Source organism: Flavobacterium franklandianum (genome assembly GCF_007097365.1).
GTDB lineage: Bacteria > Bacteroidota > Bacteroidia > Flavobacteriales > Flavobacteriaceae > Flavobacterium > Flavobacterium franklandianum.
The window spans coordinates 304,489-323,480 of sequence record NZ_VJZR01000001.1 but is presented as its reverse complement, the minus strand read 5'-3'; the positions used below and the strand labels follow the sequence as shown (position 1 = coordinate 323,480).

Annotated in this window: 16 protein-coding genes; 6 read left to right on the top strand and 10 right to left on the bottom strand. The window is 34.3% G+C overall.

Annotated elements, in window-relative coordinates:
* Nucleotides 1-101 precede the first annotated feature (101 nt).
* The 5 genes from pgi to uvrC all read right to left on the bottom strand — a co-directional run bounded on the left by pgi (nucleotide 102) and on the right by uvrC (nucleotide 8,242).
* Entirely contained in the window at nucleotides 102-1,745 is a 1,644-nt protein-coding gene (pgi, locus tag FNW17_RS01420) for a glucose-6-phosphate isomerase (RefSeq protein ID WP_143390085.1), read from the bottom strand.
* A gap of 95 nt (nucleotides 1,746-1,840) precedes the next feature.
* On the bottom strand, nucleotides 1,841-3,058 hold the full coding sequence (locus FNW17_RS01415) for a peptidoglycan DD-metalloendopeptidase family protein (protein WP_143390084.1): 1,218 nt from the start codon (nucleotides 3,056-3,058) through the stop codon (nucleotides 1,841-1,843).
* A gap of 66 nt (nucleotides 3,059-3,124) precedes the next feature.
* On the bottom strand, nucleotides 3,125-3,907 hold the full coding sequence (locus FNW17_RS01410; protein WP_143390083.1) for a DUF3108 domain-containing protein: 783 nt from the start codon (nucleotides 3,905-3,907) through the stop codon (nucleotides 3,125-3,127).
* Between the two features lie 330 nt (nucleotides 3,908-4,237).
* The gene (locus FNW17_RS01405) at nucleotides 4,238-6,439 is read right to left on the bottom strand and encodes a patatin-like phospholipase family protein (RefSeq protein WP_144070715.1); all 2,202 of its coding nucleotides are present in this window, start codon (nucleotides 6,437-6,439) and stop codon (nucleotides 4,238-4,240) included.
* 9 nt (nucleotides 6,440-6,448) lie between these two features.
* A complete protein-coding gene (uvrC, locus tag FNW17_RS01400) occupies nucleotides 6,449-8,242 on the bottom strand; it encodes an excinuclease ABC subunit UvrC (RefSeq protein WP_144070714.1) in 1,794 nt (597 codons plus the stop codon).
* A 96-nt stretch (nucleotides 8,243-8,338) separates the two neighbouring features.
* Here uvrC and FNW17_RS01395 point away from each other — a divergent pair, with 96 nt between their 5' ends.
* The 5 genes from FNW17_RS01395 (at nucleotide 8,339) to FNW17_RS01375 (ending at nucleotide 13,600) form a co-directional block, all read left to right on the top strand.
* Nucleotides 8,339-9,577: a pyridoxal-dependent decarboxylase gene (locus FNW17_RS01395; protein ID WP_143390080.1), complete on the top strand. Its 1,239-nt coding sequence runs from the start codon at nucleotides 8,339-8,341 to the stop codon at nucleotides 9,575-9,577.
* Nucleotides 9,570-10,133 (top strand): 5-formyltetrahydrofolate cyclo-ligase, encoded by a 564-nt coding sequence (locus FNW17_RS01390; protein WP_143390079.1) that lies wholly within the window; start codon nucleotides 9,570-9,572, stop codon nucleotides 10,131-10,133. Before FNW17_RS01395 ends, FNW17_RS01390 begins: the two co-directional genes overlap by 8 nt.
* Before the next feature lie 278 nt (nucleotides 10,134-10,411).
* Nucleotides 10,412-11,179: a type 1 glutamine amidotransferase domain-containing protein gene (locus FNW17_RS01385; RefSeq protein WP_185964786.1), complete on the top strand. Its 768-nt coding sequence runs from the start codon at nucleotides 10,412-10,414 to the stop codon at nucleotides 11,177-11,179.
* A gap of 6 nt (nucleotides 11,180-11,185) precedes the next feature.
* Nucleotides 11,186-12,349, top strand: a complete 1,164-nt coding sequence (locus FNW17_RS01380; RefSeq protein WP_143390078.1) for an iron-containing alcohol dehydrogenase — start codon at nucleotides 11,186-11,188, stop codon at nucleotides 12,347-12,349.
* Between the two features lie 255 nt (nucleotides 12,350-12,604).
* The gene (locus tag FNW17_RS01375; RefSeq protein ID WP_143390077.1) at nucleotides 12,605-13,600 is read left to right on the top strand and encodes an NAD(P)H-dependent glycerol-3-phosphate dehydrogenase; all 996 of its coding nucleotides are present in this window, start codon (nucleotides 12,605-12,607) and stop codon (nucleotides 13,598-13,600) included.
* 75 nt (nucleotides 13,601-13,675) lie between these two features.
* On the opposite strand, the gene FNW17_RS01370 is transcribed toward FNW17_RS01375, so the two are convergent.
* The 3 genes from FNW17_RS01370 to FNW17_RS01360 all read right to left on the bottom strand — a co-directional run bounded on the left by FNW17_RS01370 (nucleotide 13,676) and on the right by FNW17_RS01360 (nucleotide 15,652).
* The gene (locus tag FNW17_RS01370) at nucleotides 13,676-14,083 is read right to left on the bottom strand and encodes a hypothetical protein (RefSeq protein WP_143390076.1); all 408 of its coding nucleotides are present in this window, start codon (nucleotides 14,081-14,083) and stop codon (nucleotides 13,676-13,678) included.
* An 81-nt stretch (nucleotides 14,084-14,164) separates the two neighbouring features.
* Complete coding sequence (gene pheS / locus FNW17_RS01365) at nucleotides 14,165-15,184, bottom strand: phenylalanine--tRNA ligase subunit alpha (RefSeq protein ID WP_143390075.1); 1,020 nt, start codon at nucleotides 15,182-15,184, stop codon at nucleotides 14,165-14,167.
* 111 nt (nucleotides 15,185-15,295) lie between these two features.
* A complete protein-coding gene (locus FNW17_RS01360; RefSeq protein WP_126563201.1) occupies nucleotides 15,296-15,652 on the bottom strand; it encodes a hypothetical protein in 357 nt (118 codons plus the stop codon).
* 162 nt (nucleotides 15,653-15,814) lie between these two features.
* Between FNW17_RS01360 and FNW17_RS01355 the strand changes: the two genes are divergently transcribed.
* A complete protein-coding gene (locus FNW17_RS01355; protein WP_144070713.1) occupies nucleotides 15,815-16,318 on the top strand; it encodes a CvpA family protein in 504 nt (167 codons plus the stop codon).
* A 58-nt stretch (nucleotides 16,319-16,376) separates the two neighbouring features.
* Here FNW17_RS01355 and FNW17_RS01350 read toward each other — a convergent pair whose 3' ends face one another.
* Both FNW17_RS01350 and FNW17_RS01345 read right to left on the bottom strand, forming a co-directional pair.
* Complete coding sequence (locus FNW17_RS01350; RefSeq protein WP_144070712.1) at nucleotides 16,377-17,120, bottom strand: tetratricopeptide repeat protein; 744 nt, start codon at nucleotides 17,118-17,120, stop codon at nucleotides 16,377-16,379.
* A gap of 102 nt (nucleotides 17,121-17,222) precedes the next feature.
* Nucleotides 17,223-18,980 (bottom strand): BatD family protein, encoded by a 1,758-nt coding sequence (locus FNW17_RS01345; protein WP_144070711.1) that lies wholly within the window; start codon nucleotides 18,978-18,980, stop codon nucleotides 17,223-17,225.
* Nucleotides 18,981-18,992: the final 12 nt, after the last annotated feature.

Below are 18,992 nucleotides of genomic sequence, written 5' to 3'. Positions count from 1 at the left end.
GTGAAAAACAGTTGTCTAGAAATAAGTTTCATAAAAAAAACCTTGACTTTCTCAAAAATCAAGGTTTCCATTGTCGTTGTAGGTGTTATAAACCTATATTTTTATTTATTATTCAAAAAATGATTCAATAAAAACGCTGTTGAACTGTCGTGCGAATTTACTTTTTTTGAGTTTATTTCATCAAGAATTGAATTGGCCAATTGTTTTCCAAGTTCAACTCCCCATTGGTCATAACTGAAAATATTCCAGATAATTCCTTGTACAAAAATCTTGTGTTCATACATAGCTACTAAAGAACCTAATGCTTTTGGTGTCAATTTTTGTATTAAAATTGTGTTGGTTGGTTTGTTACCAGCAAATACTTTAAAAGGCAAAAGGAATTTTGCTTTCTCTTCAGAAAGTCCTTGTTTAATGAATTCGGCTTGAACTTTGGCTGAAGATTTTCCGTGTAACAAGGCTTCGGTTTGTGCAAAAAAGTTGGACATCAATTTGTCGTGATGGTCTTCGTTGCCGTACAATGGTTTTACAAATCCTATAAAATCCGTTGGAATCAGCTTAGTTCCTTGATGGATTAACTGAAAAAAGGCGTGTTGCGAATTGGTTCCTGGCTCTCCCCAAATAATAGTTCCGGTTTGATAACCCACAGGTTTTCCGTCACGATCTACACTTTTTCCGTTGCTTTCCATAAATCCTTGTTGCAAGTAAGGCGCTAATTTTTGCAAATACTGACTGTATGGAATTAATGCTTCGCTTTCAGCCCCAAAAAAGTTGTTATACCAAATGCTTAGCAAAGCTAAAATCACCGGCATATTTTTATCGAAATCTTCGGTTTTGAAATGTTCGTCCATTTCGTTGGCTCCAGCCAATAATTCATTATAATTTTCAAAACCAACGGCCAAACTTATCGAAAGACCAACGGCACTCCAAAGCGAAAATCGTCCTCCAACCCAATCCCACATTGGAAAAACATTGTCAGGATTTATTCCAAACTCGGTTACTCGTTGAATATTAGTCGAAACTGCCACAAAATGTTTGGCGACATCTTCTTGCGAAGCCGATTTCAAAAACCATTCTCTGATCGTTTCAGAATTGGTCAAGGTTTCTTGAGTGGTAAACGTTTTAGAAACAATGACAAAAAGAGTTGTTTCTGGATTTAGTTTTTTGATAATTTCGTTTACATGATCGCCATCAACATTCGACACAAAGTGAACGTTCAAATGATTTTTATAATATTGTAAAGCTTCAACTACCATAGCTGGACCAAGGTCTGAACCACCAATTCCGATGTTGACAACATCTGTAAATGGTTTTCCTGTAAATCCTTTACGGTCGCCGTTTACTATTTCATTGGTGAAGCTTTTAATTTTACTTTTTACTTCATAAACTTCTGGAATTACATTCTCGCCATCTACTTTGATAATTGATGTTTCTTTGGCACGCAAAGCGGTATGCAATACGGCGCGGTTTTCGGTTTGATTGATGATGTCTCCATCAAAATATTTTGAAATTGAATCTTTCAATTGTGCTTCGTTTGCCAATTCAAGCAATAAATCTAGGGTTTCCTGATTGATTATGTTCTTTGAATAATCGATCAAGAAATCATTCCACTGAATATGAAATTGCGAAGTTCTGGTGTTGTCTTTATCAAATAGTGCCGACATAGAAACATTTTGCATTTCCTGAAAATGTTTCTGAAGTTTTTGCCAAGCTAATGTGTTTGTTGGGTTTGTGTTATGTAAAGCCATAGTTTAATTTATTTTAGAAAGAGCAAATTTACATTTTTAGTTTCTAAAACAACCCATGCTTTTCATCTTTTAGTGAAGGCTTTTATAATTTTAGATTACAAATTAGCAACACTATCCAATTCCCATTTCAAAGGTTCGATTTGTTGTTTAAATCGAGGTAAATTTTTTGATTCCATGGGTTGAGAATTAGGCAATTTCAACCTTAAAGCATCAACTTGTACTCCGTTTTTCCAAAAACGATAACAAACGTGCGGGCCAGTTGCTAGTCCTGTGCTTCCAACCCTGCCAATAACACTTCCTTGAGTCACTCTTTGTCCCCTGCGAACCAAAATTCGGGACATATGAAGATATTGTGTAGAATAAGTTTTATCATGTTTTACTTTTACAAAATTCCCGTTCCCGGCTGTATAGCCCGTTTGCTCTACTATTCCCGACGCTGTTGTCATGATAGGTGTTCCTGTTGGCGCAGCATAATCGGTTCCTTTGTGGGCTTTCCAAATCATTTGTACAGGATGAAATCTATTTCTAGAAAAACGCGAAGTAATGTTGGCATATTTAAGAGGTGATTTTAAGAAAAAATTCTTGAGTGCTTTTCCGTTTTCGTCATAATAATCTATTTTACCAGAACCTTCGTTTTGAGCAAATGGGAAAGCATAAATCATTTTGCCTTTGTATTCGAAAAAAGCGGCACTTAACCTATCAACACCATCATATATAGTGTCGTCAATGTATCTTTCTGTAAAAATAACGCCAAATTGATCCCCTTTTTTCAACTTGAAAAAATCTATGGACCACGCATATACTTTGATTAATTTATTGGCCAAAGCCGGATCGACTTTTTGCCTTTGTAATTCTTCTGAAAAAGAACCGTTTAGTTCTCCGGCAATAGTTCTTTTTTTAATACGAAAAGGTCGAGTCACTTTTGAAACACTAACTGAATCCTTTAAATCTATAATATAATAACTCGCTCTGTCAGGTTGATAAATCGCATATAGAAGTTTTTTGTAGCGATCTTTAGAACGTAAAAAAGTATACGTTTTTCCTATTCGAATGGTTCTAACATCAAAACTATCCTTAATTTTTTCGATGATATCATAAATTTGTTTGTCTCCGAGATTTTGATTTTCTATGATACTACCAAATGTATCTCCTTGTTTTATGGTATCATGAAGAACGTTAAAATCGTTGAAATTAAAACCAAATTGTTCGTTTTTTTGTTTTGGCAATTGGTTGGGAGTAATGCTCTCGGGCTCTGTTTTTTTACAAGAAAAAACTGAAAACAAAACAATAATAAATAGAAATACTTTTTTCAAATTAACTATATTATTCAATTATTTATTTAGCCATTATTTTGGAATCGAATACTATTAAGACCAAAATCAATCGCGCTTGTTTTTTTTAACTTTAAAAGGGAATTTTAATCCTTTGTAACTATCTAAATCTGCTTTTATGGAACCCACAAGAAGATTTGCTTTTATTCGAATTGGCAATTTATTGTCGTCATCTGATATCCAAACCGTTAGACTTTCTTCTTCTTTGAAAACACGCCCGGATTGTACTAATGGTCTAAAAATCATCGTTGAGACGAATCCAAATTTAGTTCTAATATCCTCACGTCCTACAAACTTTAACCTAAATTTTGTAGTTTTATCATCAAAAAACATATCGATAGCCACAGATTCTCCTGTTTTCATTTTATCAATATTGGGATAATTTCGCAAATAATAAAAAGACGACAATATGTCTTGTGCGTTTTTAGGAATTGTAAATGTCTTTTCGGTAGTGTGTTTGTAATCCTTGACTAGAACTTTATTTTCTGTTTGATTAAAAAATCCTTCCTGATTTTTAGTATAACCGCCTTCGTCAATTTTTCTAACATATTGATATGGGTTTCCAGTCTCCTTATCTATGTAACTTTCATAGGTGTCATTGACTTTAAAAAAAAATCGAGACATTCCAGTTGTATATCCTTTGCCTACAACGTGAAAAACGTTTTTTTTATTAAGCGTGGCTTCTTTTACTTCTAAAGTAGCATAACCAGCACTTAAAAAACCATAATTTATCCTGAATACAAATCGTTCTCCTACATCGTATGAAGATTCTATTTGTGGTGTAAATCCAACTGAAGCAGTAAATATAAATAATAGAATTATTTTTTTCATTTTTTTAACTATTGATTTACTGTAAACGCAAATTCTGTTCCAAATGTATTAAAACAAAAAAACTCAGTCAAATTAATGACTGAGAATTCATGCTATTAACTAACCAAAAAAATATAAACTATGAAATTTATATGAAAAACAGAAGGGAACCACCCCTTCTAATTTTGCAGTTGCAAAGGTAATGCAGCTTTTTACAAAAATTTAATAAAAATAAAGTTTAACATATTGATTGCAAAGACTCAAACTTATTTTGGGTTATTTTTTTGTACCCTATAAAAAAATTCTACTTTTTCTAAAGTATTCATAATTTTTCTTCTTGTTATTTAATGATTAGAACCAAAATCCAATGCTAAACCAAGTAAATCCTTTACTTGTTTCTGGCGACCAAGAATATTTTACTTCAACAGGGCCAATTATTGTTTCTAACCCATATCCTAGTGCATATCCTGAATATTTAGGTAGTGTTATCCAGTCTAATGAATCAAAAAGATTGTTTTCGATGTTGGCATAATTGGCCGAAAAGTTCAAATGGTTTTTTCTAAAAATTTCATAGTCAATTGTTACAGAAGATTTTAGATAACTATCTCCTGCTATACTTAGAAAGTTATATCCGTAAAAGGGTTTGAAATTATTAACCGGAATAAAACCGAAACCTCCCAAAACAAAATCAAAATAAGGCACGCTTTTTTCTCCAATAGAGAAACCCCCTTCAGTTTGAATTTTTACAGTAGCCTTTTTTAAAATTTTGAAGGCAATTCCTGTATCAACTTTAGCGATTAAAAAAGGATTGAATTCTCCAGTATAATTAGTAGACAACAAATAATTATGAATTTCTCCGTTGAAATACCAACCTTTTTTAGGAAAGTATTGGCTGTCAAAAGAATCGTATTTCATGTATGCAAAAACACTACCATATTTACTTCGGTCAATTACCGGGTTTGAATTAGCTATGGTGTTAGAACTTATATTTAAATATTTATATTCCAGCCCTAATCCTATTAGAAATTTTTGTGCAAATATGGATTGAAAATACAGCTGATTTGTTAGGTCTAAAAAATTAATGCTTATAGAATTTACCGATGGGTCAATAGATAAACTGCTAATTTCTTTAGTAACGTTTTTGTTAAATTGATTCAATTGGGATTTAAATCCAACACTCAAATTGTATCCATTATCGATATAATAATCTAAATTATAACGTACATTATCACCAATAATCAAATCGAATGAAGCAACATCGTTTTTAAAAAGAGTGTTTTTATTGGTAATATTAACCAATAACGCGCTTTTATAAAGTCCGTCATAATGCAATCCAAATTTTAAATACGTTTTTACAGGGTTTTCAATCAAGTTCAAAATCAAATCATCTCCCTCTCCATTGGGTTCTAATGAATAAATTACTGTTCCAAAATTATGAGTGGCATCAATATTATTGATTCCTGTTTCTAAATCTTTATACCTAATTTTTGAACACGATTGAAACTTCAATTTCCCTTCAATATATGCTTTAGAATAATGAACCAAATTATTGTATATAATGTTAATAATGTACAAGCTATCGGATTCTATTTTTAACTTTGGTTTTTGATATGGATTGGTCTTATCGGCTAGTTTATCTAGATCTTCATAAACTGTAAACGCAGCTTCTTCGCCTCTTTGAATAATTTCTTTGGCCTTTTCAAAAGATACTGCTCCAATATTTTTAATGTCGGGTTTAATATATACATCTGTATTTTTAGCATTGCCATCCATTTTTTCAATCATCTGTAGATTATTGATTTGAAATAAAATTTTAGTAGCATCTTGAAGTTGGTCTTTGTCTCGCAACCCACTTTGTACATCTACACCAATGATAATATCGGCTCCCAGATTCCTAATTTCTTCAATGGGATAATTGTTGTTAACACCTCCGTCAACCAACAATTTGCCATCAAGTATTACTGGAGAAAACACGGATGGTAATGCTGAGCTTGCAGTTAATGCTTGTGCTAAAACTCCTTTGTCCAGCACCACTTGTTTCCCTATTTCAATGTCAGTTGCAATACACAAAAAGGGAATTGGCAATTGGTTAAAATCCCTAACATGTCTAGCATGAAGTGTAAGTTTATTAAATAAATTGTAATTAAACATTCCTTTTGAGAGGGATTGCGGAACACCTATTTTAAAATTATTAAAAGGCAGTACCAATGCGTACAAATCATCATTCCTCTTTTCGTAAAAACTTTTAGAGGAACGCGGAACATAATCAATTAATAAATTATCAAAATTTGTTGTAGATACAATTGAATCTAGTTGTGCCGCATTATAACCAGAAGCATAGAGTCCTCCCACAACCGCACCCATACTCGTTCCGCCAATATAATCTATTTTAATTCCTGCTTGCTCAATAACTTTTAAAACCCCAACATGGGCAAATCCTTTGGCACCCCCACCACTCAGAACCAATCCGATTTTTGGCTTCTTGACGGTATCTTGCGAAAAAGACGCCTGATAAGTTACTAGGGAAAAAACAAACAAGGCAAATTTTCTCATTATGATTTGCTAATTGATTTTGTAAAAGTCGGTAATTTTTTTTGCTTTTGATATACCTATAACGTCCGAAATTTCTTTTTCTGTTGCCAATTTCAATCTTTTAACACTTTTGAAATGTTTTATCAACGTTTCCATAGTTTTTTCGCCAATTCCAGGAATACTTTCTATCGAAGAATTCAATGCTGATTTGCTTCTTTTGTCCCGATGATGTGTAATCCCAAATCGGTGCGCTTCGTTTCGCAATTGCTGAATAACTTTCAACGTTTCGGATTTTTTGTCTAAATACAATGGAATCGAATCGCCGGGATAAAACAATTCTTCCAATCTTTTGGCAATGCCAATTATCGTAATTTTTCCGCGCAACCCCAATTCATCAATACTTTTCAAAGCCGATGACAATTGTCCTTTTCCTCCGTCAATGATGATGAGTTGTGGCAACGGTTCCTTTTCGTCCAATAATCGTTTGTATCTTCTATAAACCACTTCGGTCATCGAAGCAAAATCATCTGGACCCTCAACCGTTTTTATATTGAAATGACGATAATCTTTTTTGCTGGGTTTTCCATCTTTAAATACTACGCAAGCTGCCACAGGATTGGTTCCTTGAATATTCGAATTGTCAAAACATTCTATGTGTCGCGGTTCAACCGGTAATCGTAAATCCTTTTGCATTTGCGCCATAATACGATTGGCGTGGCGATCCGGATCAACAATTTGCAGTTGTTTCAATTGTTCGATTCGGTAAAACTTGGCATTACGAATGGACAAATCCAAAATTTGTTTTTTATCGCCCAATTGCGGAACGGTAACTTTTATGGTTTCGCCCACTTCAACTGCAAACGGAACAATAATTTCTTTTGACAATAATTGAAAACGTTCCCGAAGTTCAATAATCGCCAACTCCAACAATTGCTCGTCCGTTTCTTCTAGTTTCTTCTTGATTTCCATAGTATAGGAACGAATAATAGAACCGTGAGAAATTTGCAAGAAGTTTACAAAGCCGGCACTTTCGTCAGAAACGATTGAAAACACGTCGATATTGGTGATTTTTGGATTCACAATCGTAGACCGTGATTGGTAATTTTCGAGAACTTCTATTTTCTCTTTTATTTTTTGGGCTTCTTCAAAATGCATTTTAATAGCCAAATCAGTCATTAGCTTTTTGAAATCTTTCATTGATTCCTTGAAGTTTCCTTTCAGGATTTCCCTGATGGCATCAACCTTTTTTTGGTAATTTTCCAAAGATTCAAATCCCTCGCAAGGCCCTTTGCAATTGCCGATATGATATTCAAGACAAACTTTAAACTTTCCGCTTTCGATATTTGATTTGCTCAAATCGTAATTACAAGTCCGCAGTGGATACAGTTCTTTTATCAATTCTAGAATTGTGCTCACAGTCTTGAAACTAGTGTAAGGTCCAAAATATTCCGAGCCATCCTTAATCAATCTTCTAGTAGAAAAAATTCTTGAAAAAGGTTCTTTTTTAATGCAAATCCAAGGATAACTTTTGTCGTCACGCAACAAAACATTGTATCGTGGCATCAGCGTTTTTATAAGATTGTTTTCCAACAAAAGCGCATCGGTTTCAGTGGGAACGACGATGTGCTTTATGGTTACAATCTTCTTGACTAAGACATTGGTTTTGGCTGTGTCGTGAATTTTATTGAAATAAGAAGAAACCCTCTTTTTAAGATTTTTGGCTTTGCCCACATACAAAATCTTCCCTTCCTTATCATAATATTGATATACTCCGGGGCCGTCGGGCAAGGTTTGAATTTGAAGTTCGAGAGTTGGGTTGTTCATATAACAAAGTTAGTCTGAAAAATATGAAGTTCCAAATTGAGACAATTTAGGTAATATTGTAAATAGTTATAGTAACTTTGTTAAAAATATTGAGCAATGATTTACTGGAAAAAACTCTCACAAGAAGAACGAAAAAACAGAATTCAAAAAGCATTGGATGAAAACGTAAACTTTTCTAATGACGCTTCTTTAGGATATCCCGCCTCAAAACTGGACGGAAAAGTATTTTATGACGATGCTCCATTTTTGAAAGACGCTCCTACATTGCAAACTTATGTAGCCAATCCTAATCACATTGGTTGTCACACTTTGGGAACTTCAGAAAAAGCTTTTAAGGGAACTCAGGAAATAGAACGCGAGGTTTTAAATGTTATAGCTGTTGATATTTTTAAAGCAGAACCGGATTCAATTGACGGCTATATTTCGCCTGGCGGAACTGAGGCCAACATTCAAGCTTTGTGGATGTATCGCAATTTTTTTATGCATCAAAAAGGGGCAAAATCAGATGAAATCGCCATCTTAGCGTCAGAAGACACCCATTATTCTATTGCAAAAGGCGCCAACGTTTTGATGCTGGATTGGTTGAAAATTCCGGTTTTTTTCGAAAAAAGACAAATCGATAAAATAGCTTTGGAAAATGAAATTATCAAAGCCAAAGAAAACGGGAAAAAATATTTTATCGCTGTTGCCAATATGGGAACAACAATGTTTGGTTCTGTTGATAATCCCGATGATTATACTTCCATTCTAGAAAAACACAATGCCGATTACAAACTACATATTGACGGAGCTTACGGAGGTTTTGTTTATCCGTTTAGCAACCAAAAATCGACCATTAATTTCAATAATCCAAAGATAAGTTCTATCACCATCGATGCGCACAAAATGCTGCAATCACCTTACGGAACTGGGGTGTTTGTTTGTCGAAAAGGCTTAATTGAAAATGTTTTGACCAAAGAAGCCGAATATGTAGAAGGAATGGATTTGACACTTTGCGGAAGTCGTTCTGGTGCGAATGCTGTTGCGGTTTGGATGATTTTGTTTACCTACGGCCCATTTGGTTGGTTTGAAAAAGTGAGTGTTTTACAAATGCGAACTCAGTTTTTGTGTCACGAATTAGACGAATTGAACATCCAATATTTCAGAGAACCTTTTATGAATATTGTGACCATTCATTCGCAATATATTCCAGAGGAAATCGCCGAAAAATTTGATTTGGTTCCTCAACAACACAATCAAGGCAATAAATGGTACAAAATTGTGCTGATGGATCACGTAGAAGTCCAACATTTAACTTCATTTATAAACGAATTGAAAGCAACGATTCATGCTTAAAAAGGAATTAAGACAAAAATACAAAGCCTTGCGAAACCAACTTTCCGAAGAAGATTTGGAGGAAATGAGTTTGGCTATTGCCAATAAAGTATTGACGATTCCTATTTGGGAGAAAACCTATTTCCATATTTTCCTGCCCATTACAGAACACAAAGAAGTCAATACTGAGTTTATTTTGCATTTGCTTTCCGGAAAAGACAAGGAAATTATTATCTCAAAAAGTAATTTCGAAACTAGAGAAATGACGCATTTCCTTTTGACAGAGAATACCAAAATTAAGAAAAACCAATACAATATTCCAGAACCTGTTGATGGATTGGAAGTTCCAACTCGTAAAATTGATGTGGTTTTTGTGCCGCTTTTAGCTTTTGACAAAACGGGACATCGAGCAGGTTATGGCAAAGGATTTTATGACAAATTCTTAAAGGAATGCAAACCCGAAACTGTCAAAATAGGACTTTCCTTCTTTGAAGCCGAAGAAAGAATTGATGGTATTTTTGAAAATGATGTAAAACTAGATTATTGTGTGACTCCAAATGAAGTTTATCAATTTTAAATTTTCTGTTACCAATTTTGATGGGATTCAAAATACTAAAGATACCTAGTCGTTTTACCTCTGTCTAAAAACTTTAATCGACTGATATTAAAAAAAATGAAGACACCAGAAAATGTTCGGACATTTTTAAAAAAAAAAGTTTGGGAATACATCGACCATAATAATTTATAATAGAAATATCAATTTAAATACTTTTAGAAAATTACTTATCACAAACTTGTGATAAATAGCCTTCGTTACTAACATATTCAGCCTAATTTTGCATAAACAAATCAATTATGAAGAAAATAGCCTTTTTAGCCATTTCTATATTAACACTGAATTGCATCACTGCTACCGCACAAAAACAAAATAAAAAAGTTATGAAAAAAGTATTATTTGTTGTTACTAGTCACGATAAATTAGGCAACACGGGAGAGAAAACAGGATTTTGGACAGAAGAATTAGCAGCCCCTTATTATGCCTTGGCAGATAAAGGAGTGCTAATTGATATTGCAACACCGCTGGGTGGACAACCTCCAATTGACCCAAAAAGTGAAGATCCATCGGCAGCGACTGAGGATACCAAAAGATTTGATACAGATACCGTTTTATTGGAAAAATTAAAAAACACAAAAAAATTATCAGAAGTAAATCAAGCTAATTATGATGCAGTATTTTATCCTGGAGGTCACGGTCCACTATGGGATTTAGCCGAAGATGTAAATTCAGCTACTTTGATTGAAGCGTTTTACACCCACAACAAACCTATTGGATTCGTTTGTCATTCGCCTGGAGTTCTTAAAAATGTGAAAATTAAAGGCGAATTTCTAGTGAAAGGAAAAAAAGTTACTGGTTTTGCTAATACTGAAGAAGAAGCAGTAGGTTTGACCAATATTGTACCCTTTTTATTGGAAGATGTTTTACAACAAAACGGGGCCATTTATAGCAAAACTGAAGATTGGCACCCCTATGCCGTTGAAGATGGTTTGCTAATCACTGGACAAAATCCAGCTTCTTCTAAACTGGTTGCCGAAAAATTATTACAACAATTAAACGCTAAATAATAAACGATGCTTAATTTCGAATTATACAATCCCACACAACTTGTTTTTGGAAAAGGACAAATAGAAAAATTATCCGTTTTAGCTCCATATGGGGCAAAAATTTTACTGGCTTACGGCGGTGGAAGCATTTTCAAGAATGGAATTTACGAACAAGTTAAGACCGCATTATCTGGTTTTGAAATAGTTGAATTTGGTGGTATAGAAGCCAATCCTCAATTTGAAACTTTGATGAAAGCTGTAACACTAATTAGAGAAGAAAAAATTGATTTTATCCTTGCTGTTGGCGGGGGGAGCATCATTGATGGCGTGAAATTTATGTCGGCAGCCGTGCATTTCGAAGGAAATCCAATTGACATACTCCTGAAGAGAATTCTTTTTAAAGACATTTCAAAAGTAGTGCCTTTTGGAACTGTTTTAACCTTGCCAGCAACAGGAAGCGAAATGAATTCAGGTTCCGTGGTTACCATTAAAACCACTCAGGAAAAATTAGATTTTGGTGGGTCTGCCATGTTTCCAAAATTCTCTATTTGCGATCCAACCGTGATTGTTTCCTTGCCAAAAAGACAATTGCAAAACGGAGTTGTGGATGCCTACATTCACGTTTTAGAACAATACTTAACCTATCCTCACGAAGGCTATCTTCAAGATCGAATTGCTGAAAGTATATTGCAAACTTTGATTCAAGTGGGTCCTCAAGTAGTAGAAAACCCTTCGGATTATGCATTGGCTTCTAATTTTATGTGGAGTTGTACGATGGCTTTAAACGGACTAATCCAAAAAGGAGTTCCTTCAGATTGGGCTACTCATATGATTGGGCACGAACTGACTGCTTTATACGGAATCGATCATGCTAGAACATTGGCTATCATTGGTCCAAATTTATATCGTATAATGTTCGAAACCAAGAAAGGAAAATTAGCACAATACGGAAAACGCATTTTTAATTTATCAGGAACTGAAGATGAAATTGCTCACGAAGCCATCAAAAAAACGGTTGAATTCTTTCATACCATGGGAATGCAAACAAAATTATCCGAATGTACCAAAGATTATGAAAAAGCAGCCAATTTTATAGTCAATCGATTTGAAAAAAGAGGATGGAAAGCACTGGGTGAAAAACAAAATATCACTTTAGAAAAATTAAAATCAATAGTTGAAATGAGTTATTAAAAAATAAAAAGGCGTTCTTAAACTACTCTTAAGACCGCCTTTTTGCAAAATACTAAAACAAAACTAACTAATTCAACCTCTTTATTTTAAAAATAACCAATTTTTAAAATACTATAACGTACAGATAATAAACATATTGTGTAAAAATAAAAATATTTTTTAAGATTTTTACTTTAAGTATAAAACCCATTACTGCGGTTAACTTTTGCTTTATAAGTGTATTTTTAAGTACTTTTGATTAAATCTAATAAAAAAATGGCCGAAAATTTAAAATTTGCCGTAATTGGCGGAGGAAGTTGGGCAACCGCAATTGCCAAAATGCTATGTGTAAATCTGAATGAAATTACCTGGTATATGCGAAATGAAGACGCTATTGAACATATTAAAACGTATCATCACAATCCAAATTATCTAAGTTCTGTAGAATTTGACGTAAAAAAACTAAAATTAACAAGCGACATCAATGAAGCTGTTGCTTATGCTGATTATATTATTTTTGCTATTCCATCGGCTTTTTTGAATGGTGAATTAGAAAAACTTACCGAAAGTTTAGATGACAAAGTTATTTTCTCAGCCATCAAAGGAATTGTTCCCGAAACCAGTTTAATTGTTGGAGAACATTTCAATATAACCTACAATATTCCTTTTGAAAATATTGGCGTAATCACTGGACCTTGCCACGCCGAAGAAGTGGCACTGGAACGTTTGTCCTATCTTACTATTGCCTGTGGGGATGCCAAAAAAGCTAAAATTGTAGCCAAAAATCTATCAGGGAATTATATTAAAACCAAAATTTCTGACGACATCATTGGAACCGAATATGCCGCAATGCTCAAAAATATTTATGCCATTGCAGCAGGAATCGCCCACGGATTGGGTTATGGCGACAATTTTCAATCGGTGTTGATGAGTAACGGAATTCGAGAGATGAAAAAATTTATCAGAAAAGTACACAAAATGAAACGCAACATCAATGATTCGGCCTATTTGGGTGACTTATTGGTAACAGGTTATTCCATTTTTTCTAGAAACAGAATGTTCGGAAATATGATCGGGAAAGGCTATACCGTAAAATCGGCGATGATGGAAATGAGTATGGTTGCCGAAGGATATTACGCTACAAAAAGTGCCTATAACCTCAACTTGGGCTATGGAGCAACTACACCAATTATCGATGCTGTTTTCAGTATTTTATATGAAGGGAAATCAGCGAAAGCAGTGTTTAAAAAATTGACTGAGAAGTTGGATTAACTTTCAATTAATCAAAAATAAAAGGCAGCAATTTCATTTGAAATTGCTGCCTTTTTTATATTATGATTTTAAAACCTACCTCACAATAACCCCATCCACAAACAATAGCGGCACTTCCTCGACATAATCGGGAGTGATAGAATTGGCTTTGAAAATATATTTTCGATCGTATAATGTGTTGCCAATAAAGAAAGTAACCATAAACTCGTTGTTGAGTGCCAAAACGCTTTTTTCCAACATTTCGACTTTAACAAAAGTTACCGATGGCACTTCTAAAAAAGCGTGACGCAAAAGCGATGTTTTTTTCATTTCGCCATCGATAGTTCCAAAAGCTTTTGAAACAACCATAACGCTATCTAGTTTGAAATCGCTGTCGTTTACTAAATAAGCATACCACACTTTTTCCATAAAATCGTCGCTCCATTCCTGGACTGCGGCGAGGAAAACGTTTTCTACTTCGGGGATGATGATGTCTTTTTTCATAGATTAAAACTTAACCACAAAGTTCACAAAGAAGGCACAAAGCACACAAAGTTTTGAACTTAAATTAAATGACGTTTAGAATTAGATTGATGCCTTGAATTGCTCTAAGAAACGAACATCATTTTCGTAAAACATTCGGATATCGCCAATTTGGTATAACAACATTGCGATTCTTTCGATTCCCATTCCAAAGGCAAAACCAGTGTATTCCTCTGAATTGATGTTGCAATTTTTAAGAACATTTGGATCGACCATTCCACAACCGCCAATTTCTAACCAACCGGTTCCTTTGGTAATTCTATAATCGGTTTCGGTTTTTAAACCCCAATAAATATCAATTTCGGCACTTGGTTCCGTGAATGGAAAATAGGATGGACGAAGACGGATTTTTGATTTTCCGAACATTTCTTTGGTGAAATACAAAAGAGTTTGCTTTAAATCGGCAAAGGAAACATCTTTGTCAATATACAATCCTTCGACTTGGTGGAAAATACAATGCGAACGCGACGAAACAGCTTCGTTACGGAAAACTCTTCCCGGAGAAATCGTTCTAATCGGTGGTTTGTTGTTTTCCATATAACGTACTTGCACAGACGATGTGTGCGTACGCAATAAAATATCAGGATTGGTTTGGATGAAAAAAGTGTCCTGCATATCACGCGCCGGATGGTATTCTGGCAGGTTTAATGCGGTAAAATTATGCCAATCGTCCTCGATTTCCGGACCTTCGGAAACATTGAAACCAACGTTTGAAAAGATGTCTATAATTTGGTTTTTTACCAAAGAAATTGGATGACGAGAACCAATGATTACTGGCTCAGCTGAACGAGTTAAGTCGCCATAAAACCCTTTGATTTCCTCTTTGCTTTCTAAAGATTCTTGAATGGATTTTACTTTTTCTTCGGCAGAAGATTTCAGCAAATTGATTACCTGGCCAAATTCCTTTTTTTGATCGTTTGGTACATTTTTGAATTCGGCAAAAAAGTCCTTCAAAACTCCTTTGCTACCCAGAAATTTTATTCTAAATGCTTCTAATTCTGCTGCATTTTGTGTAGAGAAAGCTTGTGCTTCGCCAATATATTCTTTTATCTTGTCTATCATTTTCATCCAATAATTGAGAGTGCAAATTTAGGTAAAAGTTGGAAGTTAGAAGTTAGAAGTTGGAAGTTTTTCTAAAATTCTTAACTGCTTACTGCTACTGAACACTGAATACTAATCAATAACTTCTCTTTCGATAAAATAATTGACAATGGCTTCTTTCATCAAAACCGATTGTTCACCTGCTTTAAGTGCGGGTAATTCTTCTTTTACCTTGTAATGCGGCCATCCATCTTCATCGAAAAATTCGAATTCATAAAACCCATAAGGTTCCAACAATCGACAAATAGCGATGTGCATCAGGTTGAGTTTTTCGTCTTTTTCGTAGGTTCTATGGACTTTTCCGAGTTCTTGTACGCCAATTAAATAAATTATGGCATCCAAATCGAGGTCTTCGCCTTGCGAAAATTGGTTAGAAAGTAGGTTGACCAGCTGTTCCCAGCGTTCTTTAAGTTGTATATCTCTTGACATTCCGATTTTAAATTTTAGATTGCGGATTTTAGATTGCGGATTTTAGATTGCGGATTTTTTTAATCTAAAGTCTAAAATCTCAACTCTAAAATTGTTCGTGCAAAGATACCAACATAATTCTTTTATCTTTGCTCTTTATTCTTTTCCTTTATTTCTTTTTTTATGAGTTTTTTAGATATTGTTTTGGGTGTTATCCTCGTTATAGGTTTGTTCAAAGGCATAAAAAATGGTCTTTTTGTGGAATTGGCTTCCTTGATTTCTTTAATCTTAGGAATTTATGTTGCTATTAAGTTTTCCTATCTCGCAAAAATAATGTTATCCGGAATTACGCATTGGAACCCTAAAACGATTCAGATTATCGCCTTTTTAATCACTTTTCTTGTAGTGGTAGTAGTTATTTCGCTTTTAGCAAAATTCCTTACCAGCGTTGCCGATTTTGCGCAATTGGGTGTAATAAACAAACTTGGCGGTGGGTTTTTTAGACTTATAAAAACAATATTAATTTTGAGTATCTTTTTAAACCTTTTCGAGAAAATAAATTTCAACAATACGTTTGCTAGAAAAGAAACTTTAGACAAGTCAATATTTTATCGTCCTATTCAAAAAACGGCGGGATTCTTTTATCCTTCGATCGAAAAATGGTATAATGATTTGAAGAAGAAGTGATTCAGGTACAGGTTGCAGATTTCACAAATTCTGCCATCTGCAAACTGAAATCTGCGTTCTATTTTACTTCTCTAATTGCAGTTTTCTCAATCCATCCTTCGGTACCGTCGGTCAATTGAATTTTTTTCCAACTGTCCAATGTCTCCAAGACAAAAACTTTGGTTCCTTCGTGGAGTGTAAAAACCGTTGTACTTGCTCCTTGTGGCTCGCTTTTAACCAAAACCATTTCAGCAAAAACTATGGCTGGTTTATCGTTTTCAAAATGATTTTTTTCTGAAATTGCCGAAGAAACACTTATCAATATTAAAAACAGAAATACAAACATTCCGATGAAAAAGATTCTTTTTGACAAAACGGTTTGTGAAAAATAATAGCCTATAAAGAACACTAAAAACAAAATGGCTAATCCAACCGAAATCCCAGCCCAAGTATTGTAGTGAAAAACCGAAGTAAAGTCGTGTACCATTTTTGAAAAACCAACTTGAGGTACCACTTTTATCTCATCGATTTGCATCTTATGGGCAAATTTCAGGTTGTTTGTTATTTCGGCATCATTAGGATTTAGCACCAATGCTTTTTCATAATTGTAAATGGCTGGCGCTACTTTATTCAATTTGTAATAGCAATTTCCCAAATTAAAATACAATTCAGCTGAATGTTGTTTTCCTGCCAAAACACTTTCGTATTCCGTAATGGCTTGCTCGTACTTCCCTTTTCGGTAAAAGTCATTCCCTTTCTCAAAGCCGTCTTGGGCAAAGAAAAATTGGGTTGAGAGTAGGAATATAAAAATTATCTTTTTCATTATTTATATTTTTTGGGACACGGATTTCACGGATATTACAATTTTTTATTATAAATCTGTTTTTATCTGCGTTGCTTGCATCCGTTTAATCTGAGTGCTATTTTAAGAGATTTGTTTTTCCAGATCCGAAATGATCATTACCGCTTTATCAAAATCCTTCTGGATATCAGCACTTGATGATTGTGCAAAACGCGCCAATTCACAATTTTCGGTCAGGTTGATAAAATCAATTACCGTTTGAGCTCCCGCATTTTTTGATGCTAATAATTGCTGAATATTACTTTTACTCATATCCGAGGTTTCGATGTGCAACTTAGCTTTCAAGAAATTGTGCATCGCTTTTTCTAAAGCTACATAAAATGGTTCTTTGTTGTTGATTTGTTTTTTGGCTTCAGATAAATATTTCTTGGCCAATCGGTTGTTCATTTTTATTCTATTTCCAAAAACATCGCTGTTGATAGTGTCTTTTTTCTTTTTGAGCAATACAATCAATGGCAGCATTAAAAACGGCAAAAATAATAAGCTATAGAAAGTTTTTGACCCAAAGAAATCATCTTCTTTCATTGAAATCAAATCGGTGTCTAACTTAACATATTTGAATTGTTCGCTGGCTGAAATAATATTTTTAGACGTTCCAGAAGTTGTTGAAGCCACTTGATCATTGGCCGAAGGACCATCCATAACATTAATCATTATTTCTGGTGACGTTATCGTTTTATAGGTTCCTGAACCCAAATCAAAATAGGAAAACTGCATTGGTTTTATGGGATAATTCCCTTTAAATTGTGGAATAATCGTGTACTTATCCGAGATTTTTCCAGACATTCCCGACAAAGTGGTATTCACTTTTTCGTCGTGAACAGGATCATACATTTCCAATGAACTAGGAACTACTGGTTTTGGCAAAGTAAACAATTTCATATTACCGCTACCAGTTACACTAACCATTAAATCTAGACTTTCTCCGTTTTTTAAATTGGTTTTCGAAGGGATAACTTTAAAATCAAATTTACCTACAGCACCAGAAAAATCGGCTGGTTTCCCTGTTTCAGGAAGTGCTTTTACAGCAATGGTTTTGGCTCCAGCCGAAACTCTTTTGTTCCCATTAGTAACCACAACTCGGCCAAACATATCCCGACGGTTTGTTGGTAATTGCACATCGATGTCTAATGAAAGTGGTTCAATAACCAATTTACCTGATTTTTGGGGATACAAAACCGTTTTTCGTAACACTACAAAACGGTATTTTTCGCCTTTGAACATTCCTTCTTCTCCAACAAGTTGCTTGATGTCGATGTTTTGACTCCAGAAATCATTGTATTTTGGTTTGTCTAATTCTCTCCAATTTGTGATTCCAATATTATAACTGAAATACAGCTTGTAAACCACGGTAATCGGTTCGTTGATATATGGATTTATTTTAGAAATATCAGCAACCAAATAAAGATTGTCGTCGGCAGAAATTTGGGATGCATCATTCGGGTCTCTGTCTTCTTGCACAGCATTAGTAACCGTAATTTTTATTGGAGATGTTTTATAAATTTGACCATTGTATTCGATGGCAGCTTGCCTGATTATCAAATTCCCTTTTTGATTAGGCAAAAGATAATAGGAATAAATTTTTTCGAAAGAACTTTTTCCGTTTACCCACGACTGGCTCACTTGCTGGCTTGGTCCTGCAATAATTCTAAATCCTTCGAAAGACGGCTGCGTAAAGTTGTCACCGTCCATATTCATTACGAAATCGATGCGCAGTCTTTCGTTCAATCCAAGCGTGGTTTTACTCACTTTTGCCTCAAATTGTACTTGAGCCAAAAGTGTTTGAAAACTTATTAGTACTAAAATTAAATATCTTTTCATTACTGGTGTAAC

What these genes read in the sequence shown, in the direction of transcription:
- pgi (WP_143390085.1), bottom strand. Translation starts at nt 1,745, where the DNA reads ATGGCTTTACATAACACAAACCCAACAAACACATTAGCTTGGCAAAAA.
- FNW17_RS01410 (WP_143390083.1), bottom strand. Translation starts at nt 3,907, where the DNA reads ATGAAAAAAATAATTCTATTATTTATATTTACTGCTTCAGTTGGATTT.
- FNW17_RS01405 (WP_144070715.1), bottom strand. Translation starts at nt 6,439, where the DNA reads ATGAGAAAATTTGCCTTGTTTGTTTTTTCCCTAGTAACTTATCAGGCG.
- uvrC (WP_144070714.1), bottom strand. Translation starts at nt 8,242, where the DNA reads ATGAACAACCCAACTCTCGAACTTCAAATTCAAACCTTGCCCGACGGC.
- FNW17_RS01395 (WP_143390080.1), top strand. Translation starts at nt 8,339, where the DNA reads ATGATTTACTGGAAAAAACTCTCACAAGAAGAACGAAAAAACAGAATT.
- FNW17_RS01390 (WP_143390079.1), top strand. Translation starts at nt 9,570, where the DNA reads ATGCTTAAAAAGGAATTAAGACAAAAATACAAAGCCTTGCGAAACCAA.
- FNW17_RS01385 (WP_185964786.1), top strand. Translation starts at nt 10,412, where the DNA reads ATGAAGAAAATAGCCTTTTTAGCCATTTCTATATTAACACTGAATTGC.
- FNW17_RS01380 (WP_143390078.1), top strand. Translation starts at nt 11,186, where the DNA reads ATGCTTAATTTCGAATTATACAATCCCACACAACTTGTTTTTGGAAAA.
- FNW17_RS01375 (WP_143390077.1), top strand. Translation starts at nt 12,605, where the DNA reads ATGGCCGAAAATTTAAAATTTGCCGTAATTGGCGGAGGAAGTTGGGCA.
- FNW17_RS01370 (WP_143390076.1), bottom strand. Translation starts at nt 14,083, where the DNA reads ATGAAAAAAGACATCATCATCCCCGAAGTAGAAAACGTTTTCCTCGCC.
- pheS (WP_143390075.1), bottom strand. Translation starts at nt 15,184, where the DNA reads ATGATAGACAAGATAAAAGAATATATTGGCGAAGCACAAGCTTTCTCT.
- FNW17_RS01360 (WP_126563201.1), bottom strand. Translation starts at nt 15,652, where the DNA reads ATGTCAAGAGATATACAACTTAAAGAACGCTGGGAACAGCTGGTCAAC.
- FNW17_RS01355 (WP_144070713.1), top strand. Translation starts at nt 15,815, where the DNA reads ATGAGTTTTTTAGATATTGTTTTGGGTGTTATCCTCGTTATAGGTTTG.
- FNW17_RS01350 (WP_144070712.1), bottom strand. Translation starts at nt 17,120, where the DNA reads ATGAAAAAGATAATTTTTATATTCCTACTCTCAACCCAATTTTTCTTT.
- FNW17_RS01345 (WP_144070711.1), bottom strand. Translation starts at nt 18,980, where the DNA reads ATGAAAAGATATTTAATTTTAGTACTAATAAGTTTTCAAACACTTTTG.